Origin of the sequence: Tenacibaculum lutimaris (assembly GCF_003610735.1) — a bacterium.
In the GTDB taxonomy this organism is placed as follows: domain Bacteria; phylum Bacteroidota; class Bacteroidia; order Flavobacteriales; family Flavobacteriaceae; genus Polaribacter; species Polaribacter lutimaris.
The window spans coordinates 406,604-418,798 of the sequence record NZ_RAQM01000007.1 but is presented as its reverse complement, the minus strand read 5'-3'; the positions used below and the strand labels follow the sequence as shown (position 1 = coordinate 418,798).

8 protein-coding genes are annotated in these 12,195 nt (G+C 31.8%); 7 read left to right on the top strand and 1 reads right to left on the bottom strand.

The window, feature by feature from the left end; translation table 11 throughout:
- Window positions 1-113 precede the first annotated feature (113 nt).
- From C8N26_RS05610 to mdh, 5 genes are all read left to right on the top strand, one after another.
- Window positions 114-638, top strand: a complete 525-nt coding sequence (locus C8N26_RS05610; RefSeq protein ID WP_120186407.1) for a hypothetical protein — start codon at window positions 114-116, stop codon at window positions 636-638.
- A gap of 149 nt (window positions 639-787) precedes the next feature.
- Window positions 788-1,897, top strand: coding sequence for a helix-turn-helix domain-containing protein (locus C8N26_RS05605; protein WP_120186406.1), 1,110 nt, complete (start codon window positions 788-790; stop codon window positions 1,895-1,897).
- A gap of 310 nt (window positions 1,898-2,207) precedes the next feature.
- The gene (gyrB, locus tag C8N26_RS05600) at window positions 2,208-4,145 is read left to right on the top strand and encodes a DNA topoisomerase (ATP-hydrolyzing) subunit B (RefSeq protein ID WP_028890586.1); all 1,938 of its coding nucleotides are present in this window, start codon (window positions 2,208-2,210) and stop codon (window positions 4,143-4,145) included.
- 91 nt (window positions 4,146-4,236) lie between these two features.
- Window positions 4,237-5,259, top strand: a complete 1,023-nt coding sequence (locus tag C8N26_RS05595; RefSeq protein ID WP_028890585.1) for a DUF6588 family protein — start codon at window positions 4,237-4,239, stop codon at window positions 5,257-5,259.
- 146 nt (window positions 5,260-5,405) lie between these two features.
- Window positions 5,406-6,332, top strand: coding sequence for a malate dehydrogenase (gene mdh / locus C8N26_RS05590; protein ID WP_028890584.1), 927 nt, complete (start codon window positions 5,406-5,408; stop codon window positions 6,330-6,332).
- Between the two features lie 207 nt (window positions 6,333-6,539).
- Here mdh and C8N26_RS05585 read toward each other — a convergent pair whose 3' ends face one another.
- A complete protein-coding gene (locus C8N26_RS05585; protein ID WP_028890583.1) occupies window positions 6,540-7,223 on the bottom strand; it encodes a cell division ATP-binding protein FtsE in 684 nt (227 codons plus the stop codon).
- A gap of 125 nt (window positions 7,224-7,348) precedes the next feature.
- Here C8N26_RS05585 and C8N26_RS05580 point away from each other — a divergent pair, with 125 nt between their 5' ends.
- The gene (locus tag C8N26_RS05580) at window positions 7,349-10,369 is read left to right on the top strand and encodes a tetratricopeptide repeat protein (RefSeq protein ID WP_245962526.1); all 3,021 of its coding nucleotides are present in this window, start codon (window positions 7,349-7,351) and stop codon (window positions 10,367-10,369) included.
- A gap of 39 nt (window positions 10,370-10,408) precedes the next feature.
- The gene (locus tag C8N26_RS05575; RefSeq protein ID WP_120186405.1) at window positions 10,409-12,193 is read left to right on the top strand and encodes a TonB-dependent receptor; all 1,785 of its coding nucleotides are present in this window, start codon (window positions 10,409-10,411) and stop codon (window positions 12,191-12,193) included.
- Window positions 12,194-12,195: the final 2 nt, after the last annotated feature.

Here is a 12,195-nt window from a genome sequence, read left to right as displayed (position 1 = left end):
AAAAAGAACAATTTTGATACCCGCGTCTAAGTTAAGTCCTTAATTTTGTTACTCCCTTAAATTAACTATCACTCACTCTCCCCTTTTATTATTTAACCATAAAACTTAGTACCATGAAAAAATTAGTATTTGGTTTATTTCTTCTAGGTCTAACCAACCTAGCACACTCCCAAAATGATGTGCAAAAAAACATTATTTTAGAACCTGTTACCATCAAACCTTTAAATTTAAGCTACCTTAAGGAAGTTCAACGTGAAGACACTCCTGAATTTACTGTAAACCTACAAAATGAAGCTGCTAGGTATGATATTACTGAAGACCCAATTTTTGACAAAGAATTTGAAGCTTATGAAGTTATCTTTAAATCAAAAAATGATGAAACATCTGGTTTAATTACTGCTACTTATGACTCTAAAGGTAAAATTATGAGTTCTATTGAACGTTACAAAAACGTTTTACTTCCAAAAACAGTTAGAACAGCTATTAATAATAAATATCCTGGATGGATTATATACAAAGACGTATACCTTGTTACCTATAGAGACAATAGCAAATCTAAACAAGTATTTAAAGTTCAGATAAGAAAAGATGGTGAGAAGAAAAACCTAAAACTTGATTATGAAGGGAACATTCACTAAACTGAATGCTAACTAAAACTTATCTCAAAATTAAAAAAGCATTTTACAATATTGTAAAATGCTTTTTTAATTTTCCTAAAACAACCCGTTTTTTCCCTGTTTAACATCTAGTTAACTATACTGTACCCATCTATTTATTAACTTTACACATGGCTGTTTATCTTATTCAACATATAACAACTAACAAAACAGCAGTAGATTTAGCTATTGCTTTTTATTCCAAACTTCAAGTAACACTTTTTAAAAAGTGTATCAATTGTTGGGTTGACTACAAAAAGAACAGTGTTTTTTATCTGATAAAAGCAACTGACAAAAATGACATCAAAAAGCTATATTACAAATCTATTAATCTACATCCTTATAAAATTTCATCTGTAAACAGTCATTTAGCTTATGCTCTTTTAAAAAGCGAGCAACAACTTAATATTATACAGTCAGAATTTAATTATAATTTTCACGAGCATTCTGTTTTATTTTTAGCAAAAGCATTCAATAAAAAATTACTATTATGTAAATTAAAAAAGCATAAAGTTCATGAAACATTATTATATAAAAAAACAATTATTCAAAATCTAATTCACTCATATGGTGGAAGTCAAATCGAAACTAAAGAAGAGGCTTTTATAGCTTGTTTCCCTTCTTTTAAAAAAGCTTTTGATTGCTCTGTTTCGATTCAAAAAAGACTAAATAAAAAAATTGATTGCTTTCCTGTTAAAATTATTTTACACCCTTACGATTATAATCAAGAAACCAGTTTTTCACATTCAACTATCAGCAAACTTATTGAGGTACTTTATTTTATAAAAACTAAAAAGCAACTCATTATTTCATCACAAATAGTAAACTCTAGTGCATACTCAGAATATACATATTTTAAAAATGACAATATATCCTTCAGGCTAAACTCTGAAACTGAAAAGTTCTTACTTTCTTTATTAGACACAATTTCAAAAAATTATCAAAACCCTAATTTTAACATTCCAGATATTGCTTCTCTTATGATGATGTGTAAAACCAAACTATATAGAAATTGTAAAGCAGCAACAGGAAAATCCATCAATCAAATAGTTAAAGAATTCAGACTCCTAAAATCTATAAAATCAATAACAGTAGGAACTTCTGACATAAGTCAAACCTCTATTGAGGTAGGCTTCAATAGTTCTTCTTATTTTTCTAATTGTTTTAAAAAGAAATTTGGAATTTCTCCCACAACCTTACAGAAACAGCAAGAAGAGCTTAACATCCCGTATTATATCTAACCCTCCTAAAAGTCGTTATTCTCTATATTTTTTATCAAATCAACTCCTTTTCCCTTTAAAAAAAACAACTTCTAAGGCTTTTTTACATTTATCAACCTCAGCGGCTAAAGACAAAAAGCAACTCTCTTTATTTAACCTTGTTTTTAGACGTTTTAAAGCACTTTTGTCTTTTTAACAAATGTTGATAATTTCTATTTAAAACCACTTAAAAACTTTATTTTAAAATCAAAAAATCGTAAATTTGTAAGACTACAAGAGTCGCTTTCGGGCGATTTTTTCATGAAAAGATTTTAATTTAATTCACTTGATAATGAGCGAAGAAAAAAAACATAATTATTCTGCCGATAGTATCCAAGCACTGGAAGGAATGGAACATGTACGTATGCGTCCGTCGATGTATATTGGTGATGTTGGGGTACGTGGCTTACACCACTTGGTATATGAGGTAGTAGATAACTCTATTGATGAAGCTTTAGCTGGTCATTGTGATACCATTGAGGTTACCATAAATGAAGACAACTCAATTACCACAAAAGATAATGGTCGTGGTATTCCTGTAGGGATTCATAAAAAAGAAGGAGTTTCTGCTCTTGAAGTTGTAATGACCAAAATTGGTGCTGGAGGTAAATTTGATAAAGATTCTTATAAAGTGTCTGGTGGATTACACGGTGTTGGGGTTTCTTGTGTTAACGCACTTTCTGATCACTTAACTGCTACTGTACACAAAGAAGGAAAAATTTGGCAACAAGAATACGAACGAGGTAAAACTTTATACCCTGTAAAAACCATTGGAGAAACTGATTTTACAGGAACTATCGTTACCTTTTTACCAGACAAATCTATCTTTCAACAAACTACAGTATTTAATTATGATACCCTAGCGACTCGTATGCGTGAATTAGCGTACTTAAACAAAGGTATCACCATTACGTTAACAGATAAACGTAATAAAGATGATGAAGGGAATGATATTGTTGAAGTATTCCATTCTGAAGAAGGATTATCAGAATTTGTGAAATTTTTAGATGGAACAAGAACGCAGATAATTCAAGATGTAATTTCTATGGAAGGAGAGAAAAATGGAATTCCTGTAGAAGTTGCAATGGTATACAACGATTCATATGCTGAAAACTTACATTCATACGTAAACAACATTAACACACACGAAGGAGGTACACACCTATCAGGTTTCCGTCGTGGGTTGACTCATACCTTAAAAAAGTATGCAGATGATTCTGGTTTACTTAAAAATGTAAAGTTTGAAATTTCAGGAGATGATTTCCGCGAAGGATTAACAGCTATTGTATCGGTAAAAGTTGCTGAACCTCAGTTCGAAGGACAAACTAAAACTAAATTAGGTAACCGTGAAGTTAGCGCTGCTGTATCTCAAGCAGTTTCAGAAATGCTAACGGATTATTTGGAAGAAAATCCAAACGATGCTAAAACTATTGTACAAAAAGTAATCTTAGCAGCACAAGCACGTCATGCAGCTCGTAAGGCTCGTGAAATGGTGCAACGTAAAACTGTGATGAGTATAGGTGGTTTACCTGGTAAATTATCTGACTGTTCAGAAACAGACCCTGCAGAATGTGAAATATTCCTTGTAGAGGGAGACTCGGCAGGGGGTACTGCAAAACAAGGTCGTGACCGTAATTTCCAAGCTATCCTTCCATTAAGAGGTAAAATCTTAAATGTAGAAAAAGCAATGCAACACAAAGTTTTTGAAAACGAAGAAATCAAAAACATGTTTACAGCACTTGGTGTTTCTATCGGTACTGAAGAAGATCCTCGTGAGTTAAACTTATCAAAATTACGTTACCATAAAGTAGTTATTATGTGTGATGCCGATGTAGATGGTTCTCACATTGCTACCTTAATATTAACATTCTTCTTCCGTTATATGCGTGAAATGGTTGAACAAGGATATATCTACATTGCCACCCCTCCTTTATATTTAGTTAAAAAAGGACAAAAACGTGAATATGCATGGGACGATAACCAACGTGACTTAATTGCTCAAAAAATGGGTGGTGGAGTTTCTATACAACGTTATAAGGGTCTTGGAGAGATGAATGCTGAGCAATTATGGGACACTACAATGAACCCTGAATTTAGAACATTACGTCAAGTAACTATTGACAACCTAACAGAAGCTGATAGAGTATTTTCTATGTTAATGGGAGATGAGGTTCCTCCTCGTAGAGAATTCATAGAAAAGAATGCAAAATATGCAAATATTGATGCTTAAACCGATTTCTTAACTTTAAAAAAGCTCAATAATATTATTGAGCTTTTTTTTTATTTTATACTTTTATCAACTGAAAACATAACCCCACATTATGAAAAAAATACTATTACCTCTATTTACTTTAATTATAAGTTTTAGTGCTAAAGCTCAAGAATTAGAAACTATTTTATTAGCCAAAGATGACGCTAACAAACTAACCAACGCTTATTTAGATCCTGCCATGAAAGGATTCATTTACAGTATGAACAATGGTTGGTATCACACTGCAAAAGTTCATAAAAAGTTTGGTTTTGACATTTCTATCGGAGCTAATGCCTCTTTCATCCCTTCTGAAGATGAAATGTTTAATTTAACTAAACTAGGTTTATCTAATAATACAACCTATAACCAAAATACTACAGCTACAGTTGCTGGTAGCAATTCTACAACTCCAGCTGAGTTAACATATACCACTACTATAAACGGACAACAGGCACAAGCCAACTTTACCATGCCAGAAGGTATTAAAGAAGATTTACCTGCAAACGCTGTTCCTGCTCCTTCTGTTCAAGTTGGTCTTGGTCTTCCTTTTAAATTTGAAGCAATGCTTAGATATTCTCCTAAAGTAGGTTCAGATGATGTAAAAGGTGGTTTATTTGGTATTGGTGTAAAAAAAGAAATTACTGATTGGTTTGGACCAATGGATAAAACTCCTCTACATATTTCTTTACTAGCTGCCTATACAAATATGAATGTAGATTATACTATTGGTAATGTTGATGGAGATATTGAAGCTAGAAATGCTATTACTGAATTTAGATTAAACTCTTATACAGTTCAAGCTATCGCTTCTTTAAATTTTCCTGTAATTAACATTTACGGAGGTGTGGGTTACAATGGAGGTAATACAAGCCTAGATATGAGAGGAGATAGCTTTTTTGCTAATTACTCTACTCCATTAGGTAATGAAAGAGTAGACCTAGGAACAAACCCATTATCGCTAAGCACTAGCTCTGGTAGCTTTAACACTACATTAGGCGCTCGTTTAAGCTTAGGTTTCTTTAAACTTTTCGGAAGTTATACTTTACAAGAATACAATTCTGTTAATGCTGGTATTGCTTTTAGTTTTAGATAAAACATTTCTTAAAAAAATACTACATAAAAACCCGCTGAAATATCATCGGGTTTTTCTTTTATATCCATAGCCAAATACCTATTTTTGTGCATCTTGTGCGTAATACGCACTTATAAACATATTAATTACAAAAAAACATATATAAAATGAAAGTAACAGTTGTAGGAGCAGGTGCTGTAGGTGCAAGTTGTGCCGAGTACATTGCTATTAAAAATTTCGCTTCTGAAGTTGTTTTAGTAGATATTAAAGAAGGTTTTGCTGAAGGTAAAGCTATGGATTTAATGCAAACTGCTTCTTTAAATGGTTTTGACACTAAAATTACAGGAACTACAGGTGATTATGGCAAAACTGCTGGGTCTGATATTTGTGTAATTACTTCTGGTATTGCACGTAAACCAGGAATGTCTCGTGATGAGTTATTAGGCATCAACGCTGGCATTGTTAAAACTGTAGCTGCTAGCTTAGTAGAGCAATCTCCTAACACTATCATCATCGTAGTATCTAACCCAATGGATACTATGACCTATTTAGTTCACAAAGCAACTGGATTACCTAAAAACAGAATTATTGGTATGGGTGGTGCTTTAGACTCTGCTCGTTTCAAGTATCGTTTAGCTGAAGCTTTAGAAGCTCCTATTTCTGATGTTGACGGAATGGTTATTGGTGGTCACTCTGATAAAGGAATGGTTCCTTTAACTCGTTTAGCTACTCGCAACTCTGTTCCTGTTTCTGAATTCTTATCAGAAGAAAGATTAGAGCAAGTAAAACAAGATACAAAAGTGGGTGGTGCCACCTTAACAGGTTTATTAGGTACTTCTGCTTGGTATGCTCCTGGTGCTGCTGTATCTGGAATGGTACAAGCTATTGCTTGTGATACAAAAAAGATTTTCCCTTGTTCAGCTTTATTAGAAGGTGAATACGGTTTATCTGGTTTATGTATCGGTGTGCCAGCAGTATTAGGTAAAAACGGAATTGAAAAAATCGTTGAAATTAACTTAAGTACTGAAGAAAAAGAAGCTTTAACTTCTTCAGCTGAAGCAGTTAAAAACAACAACGCTGCGTTAACTTTCTAAGAAGTTAAGAGTACATAATTTTAAAAGTCCTGAGCAATTTTTTGTTCAGGATTTTTTTATAAAAAAATGTTAAAGTTATTACGCTAATGTAAGATTTTTAGAATCTAAACGTCTTTATAGTAGAGAAACATTAGTAGTGTTTCTTTTCATAGTTTTTCATAGCAATTTTCCCACTTCATCCTCTTGAAGTGGGTTTATTTTTTTATACTAAACCGCTTGTTGAACTACTTCAAACAACTCCCCGCCTTCACACTTAATCACTTTTTGTTTAAACTTTACAATTAATTGATAATCGTGAGTTGCCATAAGAATCGTTTTCCCACTCTGGTGAATCTCGTTCAACAATTCCATCACTTCAAGTGATGTTTTCGGGTCTAAGTTCCCAGTAGGTTCATCGGCAAGAATTAATTCCGGGTCATTTAATAATGCTCTTGCAATTGCTACACGTTGTTGCTCTCCTCCTGAAAGCTCAAAGGTTTGCTTGTAGTATTTTTCCTTCATTCCTACTTTATCTAAAACCTCATGAATTTTGTTTTTCATCTCAGTTTTATCTTTCCAACCTGTAGCTTTTAATACAAACTCTAAATTTTCAAAAACACTTCTATCATTTAACAATTTAAAATCTTGAAAAACGATTCCTAGTTTTCTTCGTAAAAAAGGAATATCTTTTTCCTTTAACTTCTTTAAGTCAAAATCAACAATACTACCCAAACCACGTTGCAAACGTAAATCGCCATACAAGGTTTTAAGCAAACTACTTTTACCACTTCCTGTTTTTCCGATTAAGTAATAAAAGTCACCTTTATTCAACGTAAAATTCACTTTTGACAACACTAAATTGTCTTGTTGATAAATATCAGCATTTTCAAGGTGTAAAACAGGATTTTCCATGGAGTATATGTTTTTTACAAATCTAAAATTTTATAACGTAATTCTATAACATTTCTTACTTTTGATAAAATGTCTCCCAACAAAAATAAAAAACTAACGTTATAGTTTCTAGATAACTAAAAAATATGAGATTTAATTGTTTCAAAAAAAGCTGCTTTTTATTTCTTTTTTTAACCTTTACAACGATAATAACAGCACAAGAATCGGCTATTAATAGTCATGCAAATGCCGATTTTCATAAAGCGATGCGTTTGTATAATAATAAGGCTTACGCTGCGTCTCAGGAAGTTTTCCGAAAGATTTCATATAATTCAGAAAAACATCATAACCTAAAGGCAGATGCTGATTATTATGATGCTATGTGTGCTATAAAACTACAACAAGATGATGCTGACAGTAGAGTTATTCAATTCGTTGAGAATTACCCTTACAATAACAAAACAGAAAAAGCGTACTTAAATGTAGGCAACTACTATTTTGCTAATAGAAAAGCGGCTCACTCTTTAAAATGGTATCAAAAAGTAAATGAGAAATTACTAAATCCGGAAGAAAGAAATGAGTTAAACTATAAAATGGGGTATGCGCTTTTAGTATCTAATTATTTAAAAGATGCTAAAGAACGTTTTCAAACTTTATTAGGAAATCCTATTTATGGTAATGATGCTCGTTATTACTACGGTTTTATTGCTTACAAACAAGAAAATTTTGGGGAGGCTGAAGACAATTTAAGTCAATTAGCTAACGACGCTACCTACCAAGCAAAAGCAAATTACTACATTTTAGATATTAGTTTTAAAGCAGGAAGATTTGATAAGTCAATTCAAATTGGAGAAAAATTATTAGAAACGACTAAGGACAAAAAAGAAATTTCAGAAATTTCTAAAATAGTAGGTGAAAGTTATTTCAACCTTAAAAAATACGACAAAGCAATTCCATACTTAACAGAATATAAAGGCAAGAATGGTCGTTGGACGAATACTGACTATTATTATTTAGGATATGCTTATTATCAACAAAAAGATTACGAAACTGCTATTAGCAACTTCAACAAAATTATTGGAGGAAACAATAAAGTTGCTCAAAATGCTTATTATCACTTAGCTGAATGTTATTTAGAATTAGATAAAAAACTAGAAGCCTTAAATGCATTTAAAAATGCTAGTGAAATGGATTTTGATGCTAAAATTACAGAAAGCGCTTCGTTGAACTACGCTAAGTTAAGCTACGAAGAAGGTAACCCTTACGAAAGTGTTCCTGATGTTTTGAAAGGCTTTTTAACTAAATATCCTACTTCACCTAATACTGCTGAAATTAGTAATTTATTAGTTACTTCATACTTACACCAACAAGACTATCAAGGTGCTTTAGACTTTTTAAGCACTTCTGAAACTCCTGAAAGTAAAAGTATTATTAATGAAGTATCGTTATACAGAGGCATTCAGTTATTTAATGAAAATAAAATTGCCGAAGCTAAGCCTTATTTTACTAGCGCTACTCAATCAGAAAATACAACTGTAAGTAACAAAGGTTTTTATTGGTTAGCCGAAACCGAATACTCTTTAGGAAACTATCAAAAAGCCTTAAATAGCTTCCTTTCTGTTACCAATAAAGAAATAGAAGAAGCTAAGATGCTTAACTATCAAATTGGATACACGAACTTCAAATTAAAAAGTTATCCAAACGCTGCAAAATACTTTCAACAATTCTTGGAGCAGAATTTAGATGATAATGATTTGAATGATGATGCCTCTAATCGTTTAGGAGATTCTTTTTATGCTTCAAAAAATTATTCAAATGCTATAAAAGCGTATAACAAAGTAATTCAAGAAGGTGGTGTAGGGTCAGATTATGCACAATATCAAACAGCAATGAGTAACGGTTTCTTAGGTAAGAATGACATTAAAATTCAAGATCTAGAAACATTAATTAATGAATACAGCGAATCTCAGCTAAAAGACGATGCTTTATTTCAATTAGCTACTACATATACTACTACAAACAATACCTCAAAAGCTCAAAAAACCTATGAGCGTTTATTAGCGAATTACCCTACAAGTAATTACGTTCCTAATGTATTATTACGTCAAGGTCTGTTATACTATGGTAGTAATAACAATAGAAAAGCTATTGAAAAATATAAAGAAGTAGTTGCAAAACATCCAAATTCTAACGAAGCAAGACAAGCGGTTACGAACATTAAAAATGTATATATCGATTTAGGAAAAGTTGACGAATATGCTGCTTGGGTTAAAAACATACCTTTTGCTAATGTTACCAACGCCGAATTAGATAATGCTACTTACCAATCTGCAGAGAACAAATTCTTAGAAAACAACAACCCAAAAGCTATTGAAGGATTCAACAAGTATTTACAATCATTCCCTAACGGAATAAATGTATTAAAAGCTCATTTTTATTTAGCACAAGCCTATAACAACACTAAGTTATTTGACAAAGCTATTCCTCATTACTCTTATGTAACAAAACAAAATAAGAATGAATTTACAGAGGAATCATTAACAAAACTTGCTAATATCTATTTAGAAAAACAAGATTGGAATAATGGTATTTTAACACTTCAACAATTAGAGAAAGATGCTAATTATCCACAAAACATCATTTTTGCTCAAAGTAATTTAATGAAAAGATATTACAACAAAAATGATTATACTAATGCAATAGTCTATGCTGAAAAAGTTTTAACTACAGGTAAAGTTGACACTAATATTGCAGAAGATGCTAAAATAATTTTAGCACGTTCTTCTTTTAAAAAGAATGACTTTTTAACTGCCGAAGAATACTTTAATGAAGCTAGCAAAAAAGCTACAGGCGAATTAAAAGCTGAGTGTTTATATTACAATGCTTTCTTTTTACATGAGAATAAAGAATACGAAGCTTCTACCAAAGCTGTTCAAAACTTAATTGCCAATTATTCTTCATACAAATACTGGGGAGTAAAAAGCTATATTATCATGGCGAAGAACTATTATGCTTTGAAAGATGCATACCAAGCAACTTACATCTTAGAGAATATTATTAAAAACTTTACTCAGTATAAAGATGTAATTGAAGAAGCTAAAAATGAGCTTCGTACCATTAAAAACAAAGAAGCCAAAACAAACGAATCAGTAACTACCCAAAACTAAAATTTGTTAACAACAAACGAAAGTTAAATGATTAGATCGATGAAAAAGCACCTAAGTTTACTTGCTTTATTTGTGATAGCCTATGCAAATGCACAAGAAAAAAATGTCACTAACAAAGCAAAAGATACTATTATAAAAACAGAAGTTGTAAACGTAGTAACTTCGTATGTTCCTAAAATTACCGATGCTTTTAAAATAAAGCAAAAACCAGTAATTGAACACACTAAAGAAACTCAGAAAAAAGCATTAGAGTATCAAATATTTTCTGTTCCTGTAGCTTCTACTTTTATTCCTAAAAGTGGTACCATGAAAAAAGTAGACTTAGGAAAAAGAGAAAAGTTATACGACAACTACGTGTCTGTTGGTTTTGGAAATGTATTGTCACCTTTTTTAGAAGCCTATATGAGACGAAGCCAAAGCTACAACAGTGAATTAGGAGCTCATGTAAAATTCCTACTATCTTCTGATCCAGTTACTGATACTGAACTAAGCAGTACATTTTATAACATCGATTTAAACTTAAATTACACACAACAAGAACGTTATTTTCAATGGTCTGCTGGTTTAGACGCTGAAAAAGATAAATACAACTGGTATGGTTTACCATCCAACATCACGTTTACCGAGTTTACCTTGAGTACTATTGAAGAATCTCAAAGCTATAATCACTTTAAAATCTTCGGACAAATAAAACCAGATGATTCTTATTTAGATGAAGCTAACGGAGCTATCTCTTATTTTTCTGATTCTTTTGAGAGTTCAGAATTTTTGATAGATGGAAATGCACAATTCCGTTTTCCTTTAGATAATTTTCATCGTCAACTAAATGACTTATACGTAAACACTACGGTTAGTTATTTAGGAGGAAGCTACGCTTATGCTTACGATGCTATTACTTCTATAAATTATAGCTTTATTACTTTAGGAGTACACCCTACTTACAAGTTTAATCTACAAGATTTAGCCATTAAACTAGGTGCAAAAAGTTATTTTTCTATGGATACAGAAAATAGTGAATCTAACTTTTTTATTTATCCTGATGTTGAAATCTCATATCCTATCGTAAAAGATTTTGCAAATGTATTTGTTGGTGCTTCAGGTGATTTAACCACAAACATGTTCCAATCTTTTACCGATGACAATCCTTATGTATCTCCTACCCTTGATATGCGTCAAACAAACAAAAAGTTTGATATTTTCGGAGGAATTAAAGGAAAGCTAAGTCATCAATTTAGTTATAACACAAAAGTAAGTTATGCTGATATTGAAAATAATCCATTTTTTGCTTTAAATCAATCAAAATCTGATGGTGATAATATTGCCGGAACAAATGGATTTACTTTCTACGGATATGAATACGGAAACTCTTTTAAAGTAGTTTATGACGATATTAAACTGTTAACTTTCTTTGGAGAAATTGCTTTTGATGGTATCAAAAACCTTAACATTGGAGCCAATGCACAATTCAACAAATTTACACTAACTAACGAAACAGAAGAAGCTTGGAACACTCCTGAAATAAAAGGAGAGCTTTTCGGAACTTATAAAACTGATAAATGGTATGCTGGCGCAAATCTTTACTTTGTAGGAAACAGAAAAGGACGTGTGTATGACGCCTTACCTGCCAACACATATACAGCAACAGACTTAAAAAGCTATTTTGATGTAAACTTTAACGGTGGTTATCATTTTGACGACTCATTTTCTGTGTTTTTAAACCTTAACAATGTACTAAACAACAGCTATCAACGATTTAATAATTTTAACGTACAAGGGTTTCAAGCCATGGGAGGCTTAACCTGGAAGTTTGATACATTATTTTAAAA